Source organism: Pandoraea sp. 64-18 (assembly GCF_001899225.1).
Taxonomy (GTDB): domain Bacteria; phylum Pseudomonadota; class Gammaproteobacteria; order Burkholderiales; family Burkholderiaceae; genus Pandoraea; species Pandoraea cepalis.
On sequence record NZ_MKVU01000022.1, the window covers coordinates 265,216 to 283,615 of the forward strand.

Below are 18,400 nucleotides of genomic sequence, written 5' to 3' on the forward strand. Positions count from 1 at the left end.
TGCCGGCGTGTTCCGCATATTTAATGGCGGCTTGCCACACCCGCGCAAGCGGGCGTGGCGCCGGCCGTCAACTCAACGCGCCGATCAGCGCGTCGAGTTGTGATGCAAGCGCACTCGCGTGTCCCGCCACACCCCAAACGTAGTGGTCCGGTCGCACGATTGCCGCGTGGCAATCGTGCTTCTCGAACCATCTCGCGAGGACACCTTCCTTCTCCTGCACTGCCACACTGCCGGCCGGCAACGATGCTGCCGAGCCAAGCACCACGACCCTTGCGCCGATATCGCGTGCCGCGGCGACCCAACCGCTGTCCAGCAACGCAACATCGTCGACCACCACGCGCCAGCCGCCCCCGACCACGTCGTCGAGCAACGCGGAGGCGTTCGCGTCCGTCGCAACGAGCGGTTGCGGGAACAGCGTGCCGTTCACGGCGTTACCGTCAGCGGCAAGCAATCCGGACTGCAACGGCGGCACGATTTCCTGACGCGTAACGGTCTTCACCACACCGCCGCACTCGGCCAGCAGTCGTGCGTCGCGCGCGGCGGCCGCCGCTTCGTCACGCTCGCAGATCACGCGACCGATCTCCTTGATGCGGGTGGTCAGTGTCGTCACGTGCTGCTTGCGTTCGACCTGATACGTGTCGAGCAGCGCGTCCGACGCCGAGCCGCGAAGCACCCGTTCGAGCTTCCAGACCAGGTTGACGATGTCGCGCACGCCCTGACACATCCCCTGACCGATGAACGGCGGTTGCTGATGCGCGGCATCACCCGCGATGAACACGCGGCCACGGCGCCATTCGCTCGCCACCAGCGCGTGGAAGCGATAGCTCGCCGCGCGCCACAAGGTGCCGTCTTCCGGCGTGAGCCAGCGCGAGAGCAGTTGCCACACGCTTTCGTCTTCGCGCATTTGCGCGGGATCTTCCCCGGGCGAGAGCATGATTTCCCAGCGGCGATGCCGTCCGGGACCGACGATGTACGTGCACGGGCGCTTCGGCTCGCAATACTGGATCGCCACCTTCGGCAACTTGGCCAGACCGCTGTCGTTGACCATCACGTCGACTACGACCCACGGTTCGTCGAACACGAGGTCTTCGAGCGCGATGCCCAGCGTGGTGCGCACGAAGCTCGACGCCCCGTCGGCGGCAATCAGATACTTGGCCGTGACGGTGCGCGTCTGGCCGGCGCCGTCGCGCAGGCGTGCGGTGACCGCCTCGCCCGTGTCTTCGAATCCGATCAGCTCGGTGCCCAGCGCGAGGCTCACGCAGTCGTAGCTCGCGGCCTGATCGCGCAGCGCTTGCTCGACCGGCGGCTGCGTGAAGGTCATCGTCGGCGTATAGCCCATCGGATAGGGCTTCTCGACGGTGGCGATGCGCTTGATCAACTGCCCTTGCGTGCCGTAGTACTCCGACGGCGGAAACACATCGACGAACGGGGCGATGCGCTCGGCTAGCCCGAGATCCTGGAAGATGCGCATGATCTCGTGATCGAGCGCGATCGCACGCGGCTTGTCGTAGACCTCGCGCGCCTTGTCGACGCACAGTGTGCGCACACCGAGCTTGCCGAGCAGGTTTGCGGCGACGGCCCCCGATGGGCCGAAGCCGGAGATGAGAACGTCGTAGGACTCGTTCATGACGCTCATTTCGCCTCGACTTCGTCCTGCACGAGGTTGGACAGCACGCCCACACGCTCGATGTCCACTTCCACGCGATCGCCGGCCTTCATCCACACGGGCGGCGTGCGGGCGAACCCGACACCGGCCGGCGTGCCCATGGCGATCACGTCGCCCGGTTCCAGCGTCATGCATTCAGACAGCAGTTCGATAGTTTCGGCCACGCCCCAGATCATGTCGGAGGTGTTGGTCTTCTGCATCACCTGGCCATTCAGGCGCAGTTCCATCTTCAGCTCGATGGCGCCGGCCGGCAGGTCCTCCGGCGTGACGATCCACGGGCCGAACGCGCCGGTACCGTCGAAGTTCTTGCCGATGGTCCACTGCGACGTGCGCTTCTGAAAGTCGCGCACCGAGGCGTCGTTGAAGCAGGCGTAGCCGAAGACGTGCTCGAGCGCGTCGCTGCGCTTGATGTGTCGACCGCCTTTGCCGATCACCACCGCCAGCTCGGCTTCATAATCGAACTTCTCCGACACGTACGGACGAATCACGGGATCGTCGTGGGCGATCAGCGAGGTCGCGCCGCGGAAGAAGATCAGCGGGTACACCGGCTTCAGGTTGCCGCCTTCCTTGGCGTGATCATAGAAGTTGTGGCCGAGACAGACGATCTTGCCCGGACGCGGCAACGCCGGGGCGAGCTTGACATCCGACAGGCGCACGCGCTGACCGGCATGATTGGCTACCGCACGCTTGGCGGCGCCGAGCACATCGACATCCTGCTCCAGCGCGACGCGCAGATCGGACGGCACGCCGGGTTCGGCCGCTGCCAGGTCGATGACGTCATCGCCGTCGACCACCCCCAGGCGCGTGCCTGCTTCATGCTTGTATGTGACGAATTTCACCGAAAGACTCCGTGGACTTGATTGAAGATTGACGCGACGGCTTCAGCCGTGGCGAAAGCGAATGGTTTTCTGGGCTTCCTTGAGGCGCGGCGACGGCGATTTTCCGACACCCCACTGATCGATGCGTCCGGGCGGCCACTTCCAGTCATCCGGCCCGCCGGTGCGGTAGGTGTCGTCGACCTGTTGCACTTCGGCCGTGTATTCGATGACGAAGTCGAACGGCCCGAGGAAATACGCAAACACGTTGTTGCCCGGACCGTGACGGCCGACGCCCCACTCGATCGGATAACCGGCATCGTTCATGCGGCCGCCACCGCGCATCACCGAATCGAGGTCCGGCATCACGAAGGCGATGTGGTTCAGGCTGGTCTCGGTGGCATCGGCCAGCGCGATGCTGTGGTGATCAGTGCCACACCGCAAAAAGGCCATGATGCGGGTGCGATCCGAAAGCTTGAAACCCAGCGCGTCTTCGAAGAAGGTCTGCGCGACGGCCACGTTCTCGCTGTTCATCACGACGTGCGTGATCTTGATCGGCGCGTCGGCGCGCTCTGCCGTGTCGGTCCAGCGCATGTCGCCAAAAATGAAGCGCAGCACGCGGCCTTGCGGGTCCTGTGCGACCAACTGTGTGCCGCCACCGGGTTCGGTCACCGGTGCCGGGCCGTCGATCACCGTGCCGCCGTTGGCCGGAATCGTCTCGGCCAGCATCGACAGCGCGTCGAGCGAAGGCACGTTGAAATCGACGCTGCGTACGTCGGCGCGGTCGCTGCGATGCAGCGCGAGAATGTGATGCGCCGCGCCCGTACCGCGCAGATAGACCGCGTCATCGGTGCGCGCCACGACGCTCAGATGCCAGGTCTCGGTATAGAAGGTTTCCGCGAGCGCGAGATCCGGCACGCCGATGGCAATGCCGCGCAGTGCGCTGACGAGGGACGACGTCATGAGTGACTCCTTGCAGACATGCCGAGAAAGCGTTCGGCATTGAGATGAATCAGGGATTCGCGCAGCGTCGCATCGGCGAACGCGCGCTCGATGCTGGCGACCGGCGTGGTCTCTCGAAACGCGAACGGATAGTCGGTGCCGAGCATCAGTTGTGTGTGGCCGAAGGTCCTGACCAGGTGCGCGAGTGTGTCGTCGTCGAACACCAGGGCGTCGTAGTACAGGCGTCGCGCTTGGGCGCTCGGTGATTCGAGTAGCGTGTCGTCGAGCGGCTTGAACACCTTGTGCGCGCGTTCGAGTCGGGGCAACAGCGACGCAAGCGTGCCGCCGCCGTGACTGAACGCGATGCGCAGCGTCGGGCGACGCACGATCAGATTTGTCGTGAGTACCGACGCGGCGGCCAAGCCAACGTCGGTGGGGTAGCCGAGGGCTTGCAACAGAGGCTTCGGCCCGACCAGTCGCGCCTCGCCGGCCGGGCGCAGTGCATGCACGAAGATCGCCGCGCCGAGCGCTTCGGCCGCTTCGAAAAAGGGATCGAAGCATGCTGCGCCGATCGGCACACCGTTGATATTGCTGCCGAGTTCCACGCCCGCGAAGGCGCCCGAGGCCATCATTCGGGTCAGTTCGGCAATGGCGAGATCCATGTCCTGCAACGGCACCGCCCCGAGACCGACGAAGCGCGTCGGCGCGGACGCGACCATCTTGGCGATCTCGTCGTTGACGTAGCGATTCAGATGCGCGGCCTCCTGCGCCGGCAGCCAGTAGCCGAGCAACTCTGGCATGGGCGAGAGCGCTTGCACGCCGACCCGCTGCTCGGTCATGTCGTCGAGCCGCTTGCCGGCATCCCAGCAGCGGTCCGAGACCGTGCGATAGAGACCGCCGTCGATCATCACGTGCCGATGGCACTCGTGCGCCGGCGCCATCGACGGCCAGCCGGCCGGCGTGACGCCCAGCGACTTCGGAAACTCGGCGGGAATCACATGGCAGTGCACGTCGATACCGGGCAGCGCAGCACAGCCGCAACCGTGGCCGTGTACGACAGGCTCACTCATGACGCAGCCCCGCGGCCATCACGCCGGCGATGCAGATCGCTTCGTCCTCGTCGCCTGTGCCGCCCGATGCACCCACGGCGCCGATGACGCGGCCGTCGGCATCGCGAATCGGAACGGCGCCGGTCTGGGGAATGAACTTGCCGCCGTGCGTAACCGCGAGTGCATTGAAGAAGGCGGGATTGTCCTTGGCACGGGCGAGCAGCGCGCGGCTGCTGGCGCCCATGCTCACACAGGCCCACGCCTTGCCGGTTGCGATGTCCACTCGCGACATCGACGCGCCGTCTTCGCGCTGCACGGCCTTGATGTGGCCAGCATCGTCGAGCACGACGACCGCCATCGCCTTGTACTGATGTTGGTGACTCGCAGCGAGTGCCGCCGCGATGATTTCGTTGGCCTGCGCCAACGTCAGGGGGGATGCCATACGACTGATCTCCGAACGCGTCCAGGCGTTGCGATCTCGATCAAGCGATCGCACCGGACCTTTGTTGCGAGCAATTATATATACAAAAACACTGATTTGTTATTTTCGTACACAAATAATCGTAAACACCTAGGTTTCCGACGTTGGCATTGGGCTGACCCGTTTCAGATATACTTGCACGTAACTTCCCGCTCCCATCTGATCGAGGTAACGTTTTGTCCCGTATATCCGCGCTGTCCTCTGCCAGCCAGACCGCTAGCCAGGCCGGGTCGAACGTCACGCTGGCGACCAATCTGTACGACCGGATGCGGGCCGATCTTCTGGCCGGCAAGCTCGAGCCGGGTCGCAAATTGCAGATCGAATTCCTCTGCGATCAATACCAGGCGGGCCAGACGCCGGTGCGCGAAGCGCTCAACCGGTTGACCTCCGATGGCCTGGTGGAGCGGCGGGATCAGCGGGGATTTGCCGTCACCGGCATCAGCGCCGCCGACCTTCGCGAGATCACCAGGACGCGCGTCTGGCTCGAAGAAGTCGCCCTGCGCGAGGCGTTTGCGGCCGACCAGCCGGAGTGGGAAGAGGCGCTGGTGCTGGCTTACCACCGCCTCTCCAAGGTGCCGCGCTCGCTCAGCGAAACTCAATACCTCGAAAATCCCGAGTGGGAGCGGCTGCATCGGGCGTTCCATCGCACACTCATCAGCGGCTGCCAGTCACGCTGGCTGCTCAACTTCTGCGAGCAACTCTCGGATCAGTTGTACCGCTATCGCCAGTTGTCGGTGAAGCGTATCTACCCGAACCGCCACGAGCGCGAAGAGCACAAAGCGATGCTCGACGCCGTCATCGAGCGCGATGCGCCGCGTGCGATCCAACTCATGCGCAAGCACTACGAAACCACGGCCGACATCATCCTCGCCGACGCCAATCTCTTCCCGGTGGAATAAGCCGTCTCGTTCGGCCGGCCCGATCGCTTGGGCTGGCAACGCTGCCCCCTCCCTTCCCTCGCCTTCACGTTCCGCTGCGCTGGTGCCTGCCGCGCCTTCGCAGGCGTGGGGGTATTGCGCTGCGTCTCCCTCTCATCTCGGCCTGTCGTCGTGCTACGTGTTGCAGACACACATCACGAAGTCTCCCGGTTTACCCGAGTTTCGACATTAAAATTTGATTTGCTTAAAAATATATACAAAAATTGCCATCAGCCATTTTTGTGCAAATGAATGGTCTATGACGACAGAGGAATGGAGACATGGCAATGATTCGACGTTTTGGCGCCGCTGCGGCGCTTTCGCTGTGCGCGAGCGTGGGCGCGCATGCGCAATCCGTGACGCTGTACGGCATCATCGACACGGGCGTGCAATATGCGCACACAGGCGGCACCAGCGTGTCGCGGGTGGAATCGAGTTCGGTGGCGCCGTCGCGATGGGGGATGATTGGCACCGAAGACCTGGGGGGCGGCCTGGCTGCGGTGTTCAAGCTTGAAGACGGATTCAACGTGAACAACGGCACGATTGCCGGCAATGGTGCGCTGTTCAATCGCGAGGCGTGGGTCGGATTGCGCAGTAATCAGTGGGGGCAGGTGCAGGTCGGCAACAACTACACGCCGCTGTTCACGACCTATGTGACGTATTCGCAGGGCGACCTCAACACACTCGGCTGGGGCAATGCGACGAACAACTTCGTCTTCGTGCCGGTGGCCCGCACCGCCAATTCGATTCGCTACGTGTCACCGGCCTTCGCGGGCCTGACCGTACGCGCGTTGTATGCGCGCGGCGCCAATGGCGCGACGGGACAGCCGCGTACGCTGGGCGATACGGCGTCGGTGGGATTCAACTTCAAGGCGGGGCAATTCTCGGCCGATGCGGATTACCTGCAGCAGCGCTTCAGCACGACGTCGGCTGTCACCACGGCGTCGCCGACGGGTACCGGACGCTACTACCTGTTTGGCGCGTCGTACGACTTCGGCTTCGTCAAGCCGGCGTTCCTGTATCAGATCCACCGCAACACCGATAGCGTAACGACGGCGAGCAACGCGACCTACGCGAACCCGGACAACGACTTCTATGAAGTCAATGCGCTGGTGCCGAACCTGGCGAGAGGCACGCTGTTGCTGAGCTTCGGTCAATACCGCCTGCGCGGCAATTCGTCGGGCAATGCGCTGTCGTATGGCGTGCGCTACGACTACTTCCTCTCGAAGCGCACCGGGTTGTACGCGGGGGCCAGCTACGTAAAGAACAACGCCAACGCGGCCTTCACGATCAGCAATGCGGGCGGCGCCGGCATTCCCGTGACCGCCGGCAACAATATCGTGAGCTTCATCGCCGGTATCGTGCATCGCTTCTGATGCCCGCAACGACGTGACACGGGATCTGACGCGGTATCCGAAGAGGCTCGGTACCGCGTCAGGTTCGCTTGAGACGTCACGCGACATGTGTCAACGGCGCCGCCGCAATCAGTGGAATTGCGCCAACGCCGCCAGACCGACGATGACCGTGACAGCGCCCCCGATGCGCGTGGCGATTTGCGCGAACGGCATCAGCGACATCCGGTCGGCTGCGGTCAGGATCGCGACGTCGCCCGTGCCGCCCAGGCCGCTGTGCGTCGCGTTCACGATGGCCGCTTCGATCGGGTACATACCGACCAGGCGGCCGACAAAGAAGCCGGTCACGGTCAGCGTCAACACTGTCGCGACGGCCGTCACGATATTGATCCAGTGGAAGGCGCCGACGATCTCGCCCCACGGCGTCATCGCCACGCTGATCGCGAACATCAGCGGATAGGTCACCGCCGTCGAGAAGAAACGGTACATGAACCTCGCGCCACCGTTGACCTGCGGCGAGACAATCTGGAACAACTGCGCGGCGATCACCAGCACCAACATGATCACGGGTGCGGGCCAGCCGAACAGCTTATTTGTCAGCACACCGACCAGATACAGCGCAATCGCGGTGCCGCCGGCAGCCGCCACCGAACTGACGTCGACGTCAGGCTTGGTCGACGCCCGCAACGGCGGTTGCGCTTCACCGACGAGATCCTCATTACCCACCGTCAGCCGGCCGTTACCGGTCCAGGCCGGCCTGCGGCTGCCTAGATAGCTCAGGAACCCCGCCGAGCAGATCGCGACAATATTGCCGAGCATCACGGCCGAGAGCAATTGCGCGAAGATCGGCCCTTGCTCGACGCCGAGAATCTGCGCATACCCGGCCGACAACGGCAGCGCGCCTTCGCCGACGCCGCCTGCCATGATTGGCATCACGATGAAGAATAGCGCCTGACGCGCCGGCAAGCCCAACGCCGTGCCGACCGCAACGCCCACCACGCCGGCGGCGATCGAGCCGATGGCCACCGGGATGAAGATGCGTACGAAGCCCTTGATAAGCGCCTGACGATCCATCGACAGCACGCTGCCGACGATGATCGCCGCGATGAAGAGATACAGGAAGTTCGATTGCTTGGTGAACAGCTTGACGGCCGACGTTACCGGTGTTGGCATCCACCCGTAGAACACCAGCATCGACGGCACGAAGGCCGCGAAGATCGAGGTGCCGCCGACATGCTTGGCGAACGGAATCCGCTTGGCCAGTTCAGCGCACGTATAACCGCCGACGGCGACCAACGCGATGCCCGTGGGCAGATCGGCCGCCAGCTTTCCGGCGTGCGCCATCGCCGCGAGTACCGCGACCAGCACGATATAGACCGGCAACGGCAGCGCGCCGATGGACGTGTCGAAGACGGCCCACCAGCGCTGCTTGAGCGATTTGGGCTGTGCTGCACTCGCCTGGCCTTGACCCGCTGCGGTGGTTTCCATGGGGGAGTCTCCGTTCATATTGTTATGTGGTTTACACCAGGAACAGCATGGCGGCGCCGTAAATCACGAGGCCGACGAGGAAGGTCACGACCGTAAATCCGAGCACGCGTTGCACGCCGATGCCGGCCATCGCCACGACAGGGGCGGCCCAGAACGGTTGCATCATGTTGGAGACCTGCTCGCCCATCGCGACCGCCATGGTCGTGGCCGGCACCGAGGCATGCAGCGCCACGGCGGCCGGCACCACGAACGGGCCTTGCACGGCCCAGTGACCGCCCCCGCTCGGGATGAAGAACGTCACGATCAACGAGCAGATGTAGCTCCAGAACGGCAGCGTGTGCGCGTTCGAGATCGCGATGAAGAAATGCGAGATCACATCCGGCAGGCCGGTCGCGTCCATCATGCCCATGATGCCGCCGTACAGCGGATACTGCAGCATCATCGAGCCGGTCTGCTTGGCGGCGTTCTTGACCGCGTCGGCGTAGGCCAGCGGGTAGCCGTGCAGCACGATGCCGGCGATGAACATCACGAAGATCACCGCATTGACGCCCGAGAATGCCACGTGTTCATAGCGCGTGTAGACGAGCAGCGCCACGCCGAGCACGCCGATGAAGGCGCTGCCGATCCACGAGTGTTCGAGCCACTTGGCGAAGCTCAACGGGCCTTGCGGCTTCTGGCGCACGGGCGGGTCCGGATGCAGCGTCGTGTCGAGCACGACCGCGTTCTCGTCGCTGGGTTTGAGCCAGGCGAGCACGAACGGCATCACGATCATCATCGCGACGGTCGGCACGAGGTTGAAGCGAGTAAAGACGGTGTCGCCGAACGGCAGCACCGTGCCGGTGACCTTCTGCACCACGTTCATGGCACTACCGGCGGTCGATTGCGCGAGGGCAATCGAGCTGGAAATGCCGCTGGCCCACACCACCCAACCGGAGAAGCCGGCGGCGACGATCCACGCGAAGTCGACCTTCATGCGCTTGGCGACTTCGCGGGCGAGCAGCGCGCTCACGACCAGTCCCAGGCCCCAGTTGAAGAACGATGCGATCGCCACCAGCAGGAACGTCAGTGCGGCGGCCTGCACGGGCGTGCGCGCGATCGAGATCAGTCCCTTGAACACGCGCTGCACGGGCGGCGCGTGTGCGAACGCATGACCGGTCACCAGCACCAGTGTGATCTGGAAAGCGAACGTCAGAATGCCGAAGAAGCCCTTGTACCAGCCGGTGACGAGACGGTCCACACTCGCGTGCGGGCCGAAGATCAGCGCGAGCGCGCCGACCACGGCCGTAATCAGGATGGCCAGGACAAACGGATCGGGAATGATCCGTTCAAACAGCTGAATGGTTGCCTCGGTGAAACCGACTTTCTTCGCCGGTGCGTGGGTGACGCTCGTTTTCATCTTTGTCTCCGTTTGCGCGAATGGTGTCGCGCGGGCTGGGCATGCTCGTCATCGCTGCATGTCTTGTTCTGTTGTTGCTGGGTTCTGGGAACGGCTTCTGCCGTTAGCGGGTGAAGCCGTAAAGCTGCGCCGGGTTGTCGACGAGGATGCGCTTGCGTGCCTCTTCGTCGGGCACCCATTCGGTCAGCAGTCGTAGCAGGTCGACATCGTCGGGCGTGTGCGTTTCAGTGACGTGCGGCCAATCGCCCCCCCACACGACGCGGTCGGGCAACGTCCTGGCCCAGTGGCGTGCGACCGGGGCGACATCGGCATAACGCGCATCGAGGCCGTCGCGTGAATCGAGATACGGACCTGAGAGCTTGACCCAGACGCGCCCCGTGGCGGCAGCCAGTTGCTCGACCACCTTGCGCGCGGGATGCGCCAAACCGGCCGGCTGCGGCAGGCGCGCCATATGGTCGAACACCATCGGGCACGGCAGACGGCCGAGCATCGCGCGGTGCTCGACGATCTGGTCGGCCGTCCAGTGCAGTTGCACGTGCCAGCCGTAGGCGTGGATGCGTTGCGCGAGGGGCTCGACCATCTCGAAGCCGACGACGGCGTTGGCCTGCGTGTAGAGCGTGAAACGGATGCCGCGGATGCCACCGTCGTGAAGCCGGCGGAGTTCGGCGTCGGAAATGTCGGGACGGATCACACCGACGCCGCGCGTGCGCTCGCGGCCGAGCTGCGCGATGGCGTCGAGCGTCACCGCGTTGTCGACGCCATGCGGGCGGGGCGTGACGACGACGGTGCGCGTGGTGCCGAGCTGCGCCTGCACGGCCGCGTAACGTTCGATATCGACGTGCGTGAAGATGTGCATGTGCGCGTCGCACGCATTGGCCGGCGTCGCCGCAGCATTGCTGCCGTGTTCGCGTTGCGGTGAAGCGTCGGTGAGTGCCATCATCGTGTCTCCGTCTGGCGATTGTGTTTTTTTCGTACCTGGCCGCGCAGTGTCGTCTCGTCGCGTGCTCAGAGCAGCGCGTGGGTACTGCGCAGCGCCGCGATTTCCCCCGCGCTCCAGCCTTCGCCGAGCAGCACTTCGTCCGAATGCTGGCCGAAGGCGGGCGCGGCCATCGGTACCGGGCCCGGCGTATCGCCGAAGCGGATCGGTTGCTTGAAGCCGCGATATTGCCCGACGTTCGGATTCTCGAACGTGGCGATCATGTCTTCTGCGAGCACTTGCGGGTTGTCGAACATGTCTTCGACGTTGCGCGCGGCGGCGCACGGCACTTCCTCGCCGAACAGCGCTTCCCATTCGAGTGCCGAGTGCTGCGCAAGCGCGCTGCGCAGCCGTTGCACGATCTCGTCGCGGCGCTCGGCGCGCTTGCGCACGGTGTCGTAACGCTCGTCGGCAGCCAGTTCGGGCAGGCCGATCTTCTCGCACAGCGCACGCCAGAAATGCGGCGTGTTGGCGGAAATGTAGAGATAGCCATCGCGCGTCGGGTGGATGCCCGTAATGCCGCCGGAGCGCATGTCGCGGCCGATCTCGCGAGGCTCGCCGTCCGCCCAGATCAAGCGAGCCGATTGCATGGTCAGCGCGCTGCGCAACAACGATACGCCGACGTATTGCCCTTGGCCGCTACGCTCGCGCGCGAATAGCGCCGACGACACGCCATTGGCGACCAGCGACGCGGCAAAGTAATCGACTACGGAACCGTAGAGAATCTCTGGCGGGCCGCCGGCCTTGCCCTGCATCGCGCACATGCCCGACATGGTTTGCAGAACCTGGTCGTAGCCTGCCTTGTCCTTGTCCGGGCCAGTCTCGCCGTAACCGGTGACGTTGCAGTAGATCAGGCGGGGATTGATGTCGCGCAGTTGGTCGTAGGCGATGCCAAGGCGCGCGGGCACGCTCGGCCGGAAGTTGTGCACCAGCACGTCGGCACGCTCGACCAGACGCTTGAGCACGGCCAGCGCCGCCGGTTGCTTGAGATCGAGCGCGATGCCGCGCTTGCCGCGATTCACGCCAAGGAACGCACGGCTTTCGGCTTCGAGCGTCGACGGGTACTTGCGCAGATTGTCGCCGGTGGGCGGTTCGATCTTGATGACCTCGGCCCCCTGATCGGCAAGCAGCGCGCAGCCGTACGGACCGGCGATATACGCGCTCAGATCGAGCACGCGGATGCCCGACAGCGGGCCGGCCGGGTTGGCGGTGGAATCGTTCATCGTGCAGGTCTCACAAAATTCGGTCGAGCGGCGAGGTGCCCGGTTGGTGCGCGGTTGGTTCGCGGTCAGTGGCGGAAGCTCAGACCGGCGCGTCGAGCGCGCTCAACTGGTCGGCGCTCAGCAGCGCCATGCGGCGCGCGTCGTCGACAACGGCTTGCGCCCGCGCGGCGAACGGCGGATCGATCATCTTGCCGTCGACCACGTATGCACCGACGCCGTCGCGATTGGCCACGCGCGTAGCGATCACGACGCGCACCGCGTGGGCGATATCGTCGTCCGACGGGCGGAACACGTCGTTGCAGATCGCGATCTGGCTCGGGTGGATGCAGGTCTTGCCAAGGAAGCCCATCGCGCGGGCCAGCTCAGCCTCGGCACGAAAGCCCACTTCATCCTTGATATTCCCAAAGGCCGAGTCGTAGGCGTAGACGCCAGCGACACCGGCGGCCATCCGAACAGCGTACATCGCCTGCTCGATGGCGCGCGGCTCACGACGGGCGATGCCCAGCGGCTCGAACAGGTCGCCAAGGCCGAGTTGCAAGCCGGCGACGCGCGGATGCGCGCACGCCAGTTCAGCAGCGTTGAGCACGGCGGCCGGCGATTCGATATTGAGCAGCAGGCGGATCGGCGTGGTCACGCCGTTCTCGCGCTCGGCGGCTTCCAGCGCCGCAACGGCGGCGAGCACGTCGGCCTTCGTTTCTGGTTTGGGCAGGTTGATCAGGTCTAGGCCGGGCTGGGCCACGGCGCGAACGTCATGCGCGAAGTGCGGCGTGTCGAGCGCGTTGACGCGCACGATCAGCACCTTGCCGCATTGCCGGGTCGCCTCGTCGCGCAGCATCGCGCGCAGCGCGTCGCGTGCGTCGCCCTTGCGCTCGGGCGCAACGGCATCTTCCAGATCGAACGAGAGGGCATCGGCCTGACCGGCCAACGCCTTGGCAAAAAGCGCCGGGCGGGATGCCGGAACGAACAACTTGCTGCGCACGATGTCTCCTGATTTTTCGTTTTGATAAAACGCTTGATCTGGAGTCTAGTCGCCCGACTTTTTTAGATAAACTATTCATATCTATCTTCAAACAGTAGAAATTCTTTCGATATGGATATCGAGTTCTTCAAGACGCTGCTGCATGTCGTCGATGGTGGGTCGATGGCGGAGGCGGCGCGGCGGGTGGGCGTGACGCCGGCGGCGGTGGCGCAGCAAATGCAGGCCATCGAGCGCGAATTGGGCACGGCGGTGTTTACGCGGGCCGGGCGCACGGTCATTCCTACCGAGGCCGGCCATCGGGTGATCGAGCGGGCGCGCAATCTGGTACGCGATTACGGCGAACTGAAGGATTTCGCGTTGCAGGGCGAGCCTGTCGGCGAGTTGCGTATCGGCACGATCACGACGGCCTTACTGACCGTCATGCCGGACGTGCTCGCGCACTTCTCGAAACGATTTCCCCAGGTCAAGCTGCTGATCCGAGGCGGCCAAACGCCGGAACTGTTCGAAACGCTCAAGGCCGGGGATATCGATGTGGCCGTCTGTCTGCTGCCCCCGTTCGATCTGCCCAAAACCTTCGAGTGGCGGCTATTGCGCGAGGAACCGATCGTGGTGCTCGCACCGAGAGCGCTGGCCGGGCGCGATCCCGACGACCTGCTGCGCACCGAGCCATTCATTCGCTACGACCGCACGTTAGGTGGCGGACGGAATGCCGAGGAATATTTGCGCTCGCGACGGATCGTGCCGCGCGAGCTTTTCGAGCTCAACTCGATCCTGACGATCGCGATGATGGTCGACCGGGGGCTGGGTGTGGCACTCGTGCCAGACATCGAATCGCCGCTGCTGGCATCGCTCGACATCGTCAAGCTGACGCCCCCCGGCCCTGTCGCGCCGCGCCGTTTCGGCCTGCTGTGGCGTCGCGCGTCACCGAAATCGCGCTTGATTCAGGGTTTGCTCGAGACAGCGCAGATGACGATGCGCAGCTTGCGCGGGGCGGGGGGTGCCGACGTGTAAATTGCGCTCGCACCGGCCGATGACGCTGCGGCGCGTAGGGCATGGATCTAGTACGGCAAGCCCTCATCAATGGGCAGCGAAGGATCCCTGGACCATTCATTCCACGAGCCGAGGTAAAGGCGCACGTCCCTGATGCCGGCCTCCTCCAGTGCAACAAACGTGTTGGAGGCTCGCGCCCCTTTGAAGCAAAACACAACAACAGGCGTATCGCGACGAATCCCCACGGTCGCACACTCGGCGAGAATTTCGGCGGGCGATTTGAACATCTGTCCAGTGGGGGTCGGCTTCATCATTCGATACCACTCTAGCCACACCGAGCCGGGAATGCGGCCCTTTCGGGGGCAAAAGTCCTTGCCATAAGGTGACGAGCTTTCGGCAATCCATTCATCGACGTCGCGCACATCGAGCTTCACGATACGCGGGTCTGCAACGGCGTCCTTCATCCCCGCCAGGTCGACGAGGATGCTGCTTCCGCCCGTATCCGGGGGAAACGCGACGGGAGTCGGCGAAGGGACTTCCGTTGTGCTTGGCAGCCCGGCGGCACGCCATGCACTGTATCCGCCGTGAAGTACCTTGATTTTGTCGCGGGGATAGCCAAGATAGCGAAGCAGTACGTAGCCACGACAGGATTGGCCAAATCCAGTCGTCATCGACTGTTCGTAGATGACAGCCGTCTCCTTCCCAGACAATCCAGCCTTCGCGAATGCCTCGGTGAATGTTTCGCGCAAGACGGCAAGACCTTCTGGCGTTGAGGTAGCCAGATAGGTAAATATCTCATGGATATTCACCGCGCCTGGCAGATGTGCTTCGGCAAAACTTGCCGCGTCTCGTGTGTCGATGAGCACTACCGGCCCCGACTGAATCAACTGTGTCAATTCATCGGGTGAAACAAGAACTCTCGCGTGCATGGCAATCCCCCATCGCGCTTCGCCTGAGCGCCGCCCGGAAAAAGACCACATCCCGATGCGGTGCACAGCGGCAGGCTCGGTGCCCACTTGTCGAAATAAATCTAGGCGAAGACGGACGAACCACTTTGATGCTTATCAAAGGAAAACCCCAGAGGGGAAAGCATCCGGGGCAGTCGCGCCACCAACTCCGGCGCTGAAAATGAATCCCCCGCCTGAGGCACTGGTTTTAGCCGCCTGGTGGATCCGATTGCGCAGACGCGTTGCAGCAACTCGAAAGCGCACAATACACAAAAAGCAAATGACCCGCACCGAGGAAGGTTGCGGGCCAGCAACTTACACTTTCTAGACGTGCCCAAGTGCATACATCAGAATGGTTATGCCTACATGAAAATGTTGGTAAATGGTGGGCTGCTGCCAGTTCCATCCATCTTATCTCGGTATCCATGAAACCGGCAGCGGCCCAGTCTGGTTCAAGGCTCTACGATGAGGATGCGCCTTCTTCGGGCAACTCGATGCGTAGGTACTCTATGTCCAGGTTGAAGTCGTTGCGCAGGCGTTCAATGAAGTCCCGAGTGACATTGTCCAGAACGCGCTCGCCGACTACGAACAACCTCTCGGGTTCCAGTCCGCCCGTTCGGAAGCCATATTCCAACAACTGTCCCATTGCCTGTCGCACTACCTCTGCGGACGTATCGGCAATCTTGATTTCATACAGAAAACACCCACCGTCAGGCGGCCGGACGATGGCGTCGGCGTAGCCGCCGGTGCCGGTTGGATATTCGGTCCAGACTCTGTCCTCGCCATATCGTTTCGCTAGCTGATTGAACAGCTCCGTCTGGACAATGTTGTGCCTCAGCGCAATGGCGCGCTGGGCCGGCGGGAGGTCCGCAAAGGCGCCGTGAGGACGCGGCGTGTGCCCTGGCGGGACGTCAGTGGGTTCGGAGCGAGTCCCCAGTTTGACCACGACAAACCAAGGAAAGATGTTGCGAGTGAAGATGTCGTCGCCGAATAGGTTGGTTCTGTCCAAGTGGTCGACCAAAGCCTTTGCACGCACTGCCCACCTGATAGAGCTTGGTATGGCAAAGCCACTATGTTTGGCGAACCACTTGAGTGCTCGGTTATGGCGGCTAGCATCTACTGTGGTGTGATAGCGACTAGGGTGCACTCCAGCAAAAGCGCGCCCAATTAGCACTCTCGGCACTTTGTTTATTCTGCCTTCGGCCTTCCAGCCTTCAAAACGTTCCACGATACGTTCGAAATTCGCGGGACTACCATCGTCGTGGATGTCTCGGATGACTTGAACCAGCTCTTCGCGTATCTCATCCACGACTGCATGTTTCAGCAAGCCAACCCCCGCGTTGGCAATCCAGTTGTCGCGGCGTTTCCACAACATCTCAAACAGGTCCTGCGGGCGACCGCCCTCCAGAGCTTTCTCAATGGCCTGGATAGACTCACGATAGTTCGGCAACCACGTCGTCAAAAACCAGCCATCAGGAGCACGGAAGTCGTTGAGGAGAGCCTGAGCCTCGGCATCCAGGGCCACGGTTGAGAGTATGGTGTCGCCCGGCTCGTTCGGCGAGTGGTCTGACAACTCCATTCTCCGCGACACCCGTGGCGGAGACTCGCCCTTTAGTCGTGCACGTGCTGCTTCCACTGCGCCAGAGGAGAACTCGTCTGGAAAGCGGTCGATGATGGCTTCGAAGCTCTGTTCTCCCAGCCCGGCCCCCTTGAGTACCTCGTAGCCCTTAGAGGGTTTCCGGTCCAGCACCTTGCGTTCGGCCGCAGCGATTGCACCATGCTCGGCAACCATCTTCCAAGTTCGTTTGGCACGGAAGTTCTTCTCGACCCGACGCCTCTCCTCTTCGTACGCATAGATTGCGCCAGCGATAGCTCTTTCCGCCGGGCTAATGAACCCCTCCTCGATGGCTCTAAGCTCTTTCGCGCGTTCCAGCGCTTGGGCATGAACATCCGGATGCCCCAGGCGCAGCGCATTCTCCGCCAGTTGGAGGGCGTCCTTTGACGTTTTGATTCGTGCAACCCGTTCGTCCATGTATATCCCCGGTATCAGGCCCGATTGAACAGTGCCTCTGGTCAATATCGGCGTTCATAGTCCGCTTGGTAGCCCGCAAGCTGGGCAAACTCGTCGAGCAGCTCAATGCCTTGCTTCAGCAGAAACACCACCCTCGCATGGTCGTCCCAACCTGCCGCGGTGTGATTCCCTCCATGGAAGAGATTGTTTCTCACCGTCTTGACGGCCAGAACTAGGCGCGATAGCTCGCTTGCCCCAAGGTCAAAAGCAAGCGGTGCCCATTCCCAGCTATTACCCTCTTTCGTCTTCTGAACTTCCGGGGGCCACGAAGAAGCTCCTTGCCGCGTTCAGATAGCTGGTAGGTTGTTTCGTGTTCCTCGATGAATGCCGTCCAGTCAGGTTCAGCTACGCCGCGCCGACCAGCTTTTACCTTGCCGTTCTCCTTCAGCGCAAACTCGAATCGCGAGAACCGATAGAAAAAATCGAAAGCCAAGTTTTTCATTACGTCGTCAATGTCGTCTCGATGAATCATGTGGAATTCGAATAATGTTGGAGACGGTACGCTCAGTCGAGAAGTTGCTGCGCCCGCCGGTTGAACCCAGTGCGCCCTAGGCGGGGGGTTACCTCCTTCTACGAGGCAACTTCCTTTCTTTCCGGAAATCCCCAGGAGCAGTTGCGTCAATGCCGATGACACGCAGATACCTGGACCGGTCCTTCGATTCAAGCTCTTGAGCTTTCACAGAGAGGATGGACAGGACCTCCTCGAATCCAATCTTCTTCCCACCTGCAGGATTCGTCCAGGTCCGATTCTTGGTTTGCAAAACGAGTACCAAGAAGCCAGTCGTTGCCTTGTTGTGCCGCATGTACTGTCCGACTAGCTGCCGCTCAAGCGCTACGACGTAGTCATTCAGCGTCCATCGCTCCGACATCTTCAGTTCGATGGAGGCGCGCCAGTCGTTGCGACTACAAAGAACATCTCGGCGCTTCCCTTCGGCTGTATGCGACTCAACAGAGACAGAGTAGCGCTCGCGTGCGTGATGATTGAGCTCACTCGCAAGAAGGCGCTGAAAATTCGCCTCCAGCGCCAGCCCAAGCTTTTCACCTTCATCTCCCTGACCTGTCCGGGAAATTTCGTACCAAAGGAATCTAGAGATAATGGCTCCTCAGC

The 18,400-nt window shown here is 62.7% G+C and carries 16 protein-coding genes; 3 read left to right on the forward strand and 13 right to left on the reverse strand.

Going from position 1 to position 18,400, the window contains the following annotated elements:
• Positions 1-67: 67 nt before the first annotated feature.
• Genes BGP02_RS21495 through BGP02_RS21515 form a run of 5 tightly spaced genes read right to left on the reverse strand, consistent with a single transcriptional unit; the run spans position 68 to position 4,914 of the window.
• Positions 68-1,636: a bifunctional 3-(3-hydroxy-phenyl)propionate/3-hydroxycinnamic acid hydroxylase gene (locus BGP02_RS21495; protein ID WP_286799224.1), complete on the reverse strand. Its 1,569-nt coding sequence runs from the start codon at positions 1,634-1,636 to the stop codon at positions 68-70.
• On the reverse strand, positions 1,633-2,505 hold the full coding sequence (locus BGP02_RS21500) for a fumarylacetoacetate hydrolase family protein (protein ID WP_286799225.1): 873 nt from the start codon (positions 2,503-2,505) through the stop codon (positions 1,633-1,635). The genes BGP02_RS21495 and BGP02_RS21500 overlap by 4 nt, the downstream gene beginning before the upstream one ends.
• A 42-nt stretch (positions 2,506-2,547) precedes the next feature.
• Positions 2,548-3,444 (reverse strand): VOC family protein, encoded by an 897-nt coding sequence (locus BGP02_RS21505; protein WP_286799227.1) that lies wholly within the window; start codon positions 3,442-3,444, stop codon positions 2,548-2,550.
• Positions 3,441-4,493, reverse strand: coding sequence for an amidohydrolase family protein (locus BGP02_RS21510; protein WP_017232606.1), 1,053 nt, complete (start codon positions 4,491-4,493; stop codon positions 3,441-3,443). Before BGP02_RS21510 ends, BGP02_RS21505 begins: the two co-directional genes overlap by 4 nt.
• Complete coding sequence (locus BGP02_RS21515) at positions 4,486-4,914, reverse strand: GlcG/HbpS family heme-binding protein (RefSeq protein ID WP_017232607.1); 429 nt, start codon at positions 4,912-4,914, stop codon at positions 4,486-4,488. The genes BGP02_RS21510 and BGP02_RS21515 overlap by 8 nt, the downstream gene beginning before the upstream one ends.
• 215 nt (positions 4,915-5,129) lie before the next feature.
• Between BGP02_RS21515 and BGP02_RS21520 the strand changes: the two genes are divergently transcribed.
• Both BGP02_RS21520 and BGP02_RS21525 read left to right on the forward strand, forming a co-directional pair.
• Positions 5,130-5,852, forward strand: coding sequence for a GntR family transcriptional regulator (locus tag BGP02_RS21520; protein ID WP_039829971.1), 723 nt, complete (start codon positions 5,130-5,132; stop codon positions 5,850-5,852).
• A 305-nt stretch (positions 5,853-6,157) separates the two neighbouring features.
• Entirely contained in the window at positions 6,158-7,246 is a 1,089-nt protein-coding gene (locus tag BGP02_RS21525) for a porin (RefSeq protein WP_017232609.1), read from the forward strand.
• Between the two features lie 108 nt (positions 7,247-7,354).
• Here BGP02_RS21525 and BGP02_RS21530 read toward each other — a convergent pair whose 3' ends face one another.
• From BGP02_RS21530 to BGP02_RS21550, 5 genes are all read right to left on the reverse strand, one after another.
• Positions 7,355-8,710 (reverse strand): 2-hydroxycarboxylate transporter family protein, encoded by a 1,356-nt coding sequence (locus tag BGP02_RS21530; protein WP_286799229.1) that lies wholly within the window; start codon positions 8,708-8,710, stop codon positions 7,355-7,357.
• 31 nt (positions 8,711-8,741) lie between these two features.
• Positions 8,742-10,106 (reverse strand): short-chain fatty acid transporter, encoded by a 1,365-nt coding sequence (locus BGP02_RS21535; RefSeq protein ID WP_150562300.1) that lies wholly within the window; start codon positions 10,104-10,106, stop codon positions 8,742-8,744.
• 103 nt (positions 10,107-10,209) lie between these two features.
• On the reverse strand, positions 10,210-11,043 hold the full coding sequence (locus tag BGP02_RS21540; protein ID WP_286799246.1) for an amidohydrolase family protein: 834 nt from the start codon (positions 11,041-11,043) through the stop codon (positions 10,210-10,212).
• A gap of 68 nt (positions 11,044-11,111) precedes the next feature.
• Positions 11,112-12,305, reverse strand: coding sequence for a CaiB/BaiF CoA transferase family protein (locus BGP02_RS21545; RefSeq protein ID WP_286799230.1), 1,194 nt, complete (start codon positions 12,303-12,305; stop codon positions 11,112-11,114).
• A 79-nt stretch (positions 12,306-12,384) separates the two neighbouring features.
• Positions 12,385-13,284 (reverse strand): HpcH/HpaI aldolase/citrate lyase family protein, encoded by a 900-nt coding sequence (locus tag BGP02_RS21550; RefSeq protein WP_286799231.1) that lies wholly within the window; start codon positions 13,282-13,284, stop codon positions 12,385-12,387.
• Between the two features lie 111 nt (positions 13,285-13,395).
• Here BGP02_RS21550 and BGP02_RS21555 point away from each other — a divergent pair, with 111 nt between their 5' ends.
• Positions 13,396-14,295 (forward strand): LysR substrate-binding domain-containing protein, encoded by a 900-nt coding sequence (locus BGP02_RS21555; protein WP_286799232.1) that lies wholly within the window; start codon positions 13,396-13,398, stop codon positions 14,293-14,295.
• Positions 14,296-14,342: 47 nt separating this feature from the next.
• Here BGP02_RS21555 and BGP02_RS21560 read toward each other — a convergent pair whose 3' ends face one another.
• The 3 genes from BGP02_RS21560 to BGP02_RS21570 all read right to left on the reverse strand — a co-directional run bounded on the left by BGP02_RS21560 (position 14,343) and on the right by BGP02_RS21570 (position 17,764).
• Positions 14,343-15,203, reverse strand: a complete 861-nt coding sequence (locus tag BGP02_RS21560; RefSeq protein WP_286799233.1) for a sulfurtransferase — start codon at positions 15,201-15,203, stop codon at positions 14,343-14,345.
• Between the two features lie 478 nt (positions 15,204-15,681).
• Complete coding sequence (locus tag BGP02_RS21565; RefSeq protein WP_286799235.1) at positions 15,682-17,253, reverse strand: hypothetical protein; 1,572 nt, start codon at positions 17,251-17,253, stop codon at positions 15,682-15,684.
• Positions 17,254-17,464: 211 nt separating this feature from the next.
• On the reverse strand, positions 17,465-17,764 hold the full coding sequence (locus BGP02_RS21570; RefSeq protein ID WP_286799236.1) for a hypothetical protein: 300 nt from the start codon (positions 17,762-17,764) through the stop codon (positions 17,465-17,467).
• Positions 17,765-18,400: the final 636 nt, after the last annotated feature.

Excerpts from the sequence above, each read along its gene's own strand:
- BGP02_RS21570 (WP_286799236.1), bottom strand. The coding sequence starts at position 17,764 with ATGATTCATCGAGACGACATTGACGACGTAATGAAAAACTTGGCTTTC.
- BGP02_RS21510 (WP_017232606.1), bottom strand. The coding sequence starts at position 4,493 with ATGAGTGAGCCTGTCGTACACGGCCACGGTTGCGGCTGTGCTGCGCTG.
- BGP02_RS21530 (WP_286799229.1), bottom strand. The coding sequence starts at position 8,710 with ATGGAAACCACCGCAGCGGGTCAAGGCCAGGCGAGTGCAGCACAGCCC.
- BGP02_RS21565 (WP_286799235.1), bottom strand. The coding sequence starts at position 17,253 with ATGGACGAACGGGTTGCACGAATCAAAACGTCAAAGGACGCCCTCCAA.
- BGP02_RS21545 (WP_286799230.1), bottom strand. The coding sequence starts at position 12,305 with ATGAACGATTCCACCGCCAACCCGGCCGGCCCGCTGTCGGGCATCCGC.
- BGP02_RS21495 (WP_286799224.1), bottom strand. The coding sequence starts at position 1,636 with ATGAGCGTCATGAACGAGTCCTACGACGTTCTCATCTCCGGCTTCGGC.
- BGP02_RS21505 (WP_286799227.1), bottom strand. The coding sequence starts at position 3,444 with ATGACGTCGTCCCTCGTCAGCGCACTGCGCGGCATTGCCATCGGCGTG.
- BGP02_RS21560 (WP_286799233.1), bottom strand. The coding sequence starts at position 15,203 with ATGCACGCGAGAGTTCTTGTTTCACCCGATGAATTGACACAGTTGATT.
- BGP02_RS21555 (WP_286799232.1), top strand. The coding sequence starts at position 13,396 with ATGGATATCGAGTTCTTCAAGACGCTGCTGCATGTCGTCGATGGTGGG.
- BGP02_RS21515 (WP_017232607.1), bottom strand. The coding sequence starts at position 4,914 with ATGGCATCCCCCCTGACGTTGGCGCAGGCCAACGAAATCATCGCGGCG.
- BGP02_RS21540 (WP_286799246.1), bottom strand. The coding sequence starts at position 11,043 with ATGGCACTCACCGACGCTTCACCGCAACGCGAACACGGCAGCAATGCT.
- BGP02_RS21525 (WP_017232609.1), top strand. The coding sequence starts at position 6,158 with ATGATTCGACGTTTTGGCGCCGCTGCGGCGCTTTCGCTGTGCGCGAGC.
- BGP02_RS21535 (WP_150562300.1), bottom strand. The coding sequence starts at position 10,106 with ATGAAAACGAGCGTCACCCACGCACCGGCGAAGAAAGTCGGTTTCACC.